Origin of the sequence: Lacticaseibacillus hegangensis, from assembly GCF_003946465.1 — a bacterium.
In the GTDB taxonomy this organism is placed as follows: domain Bacteria; phylum Bacillota; class Bacilli; order Lactobacillales; family Lactobacillaceae; genus Lacticaseibacillus; species Lacticaseibacillus hegangensis.
In genome coordinates this window covers 1-1,178 of record NZ_RHOL01000069.1, presented here as the reverse complement: position 1 = coordinate 1,178, position 1,178 = coordinate 1, and the positions used below count along the sequence as shown (strand labels likewise).

General features: G+C 50.8%; 1 protein-coding gene. It reads right to left on the bottom strand.

Features of this window, described 5'->3' with window-relative positions; all coding sequences use genetic code 11:
- Positions 1-59 precede the first annotated feature (59 nt).
- Positions 60-1,076 (bottom strand): IS30 family transposase, encoded by a 1,017-nt coding sequence (locus EKM86_RS12240; protein WP_011674571.1) that lies wholly within the window; start codon positions 1,074-1,076, stop codon positions 60-62.
- Between the last annotated feature and the right edge of the window lie 102 nt (positions 1,077-1,178).

Genomic DNA, 1,178 nt, shown 5'->3' with positions numbered 1-1,178 from the left:
CCTCAATTTTCAAGTCAAGTGCAACGATGATAACGAATTCTTGATAGTGGTCTAGGCTGTTACGCCATGCATCGGTAGTAATCGCATGGGCGAAGATAGTTCAGAATACGTCTGGGACGATGGTTCAGTGCGGATTGGACTGCTTGAATTTCAACCAGGGTAACTGCTCTGAGAGACTTCCCTTTCGGGAAGAATTCCCTAAGCAGTCCATTGGCGTTCTCGTTTGTGCCACGCTCCCAAGGCGAGTACGGATGTGCGAAGTAAATCTGGGTTCCAACAATCTCTGATAACTTGGCAAACTCGGAACCATTGTCAAAAGTGATACTCTCAAATTCCTTGGCCCCGTAGTCGTCGATCGTGTCCTGCAAGGCTTTAAGGCAGGTGCCCGCATGATAGTCAGGAATCTTGACGATGATCTCAGTCCGGCTGTACCGTTCTGTGAGCGTCATTAATGCTGGCTCATCAGCTAAGCGAATACCTTTGACCAAGTCGCCTTCCCAATGTCCCACGCCTGTGCGGTCATTCACGGCCGCAGGACGCAACTCGATTGAGTCGCCGTATATCTTCTTATTCTTGCGCTTGTGGGCGTTCTTATAGCCTTTGATGCGGCGTCGGAGCTTCTTGGGAAGTGTCATGTTGTCTAGCTCAAGCAGCCCGGCGTCGATGTAGCGATACACAGTTGTCGTTGAAGGGCAAGCCTTGCCCTGGTCGCGATAGAAGTGTACGAAGCTATCAACGCTGTGTACGCGCGGCTTACGAGTAAGCTCCCTGGCGAGAGCCTTGAAGAACGCACGGCCGGTCTTAAGAAAGGCGTAGTGACCGGTTCTATCGCGTTTACGGTCGTGCATGGCTTGGGCAGTTTCCGCAAGATAGACTTGATGCGAGTGACGCTTCGAGTCGAGCTGAGTTACAGATCCACGCGTGATTTCTCGTGAGATTGTCGCTTTACTGCGATGAAGCTTCTGTGCAATCACGGTCGCGGTGTCACCAGCAGCCCGAAGGGCCTGAATTGTAGCACGGTCGCTAAAACTGAGTTGTTGGTAATGCTTGTGGGTGTTAGTCTGAGAGTGGGTCATGAAGATTCCTGCTTTCTTGTTTAGCTAGTACTAACAAGAATAGGTCTTCATGGCCTTTTTGGTCTAGTCGTCAGGGTGTTGCACTTGAATTGTAAACTGGGG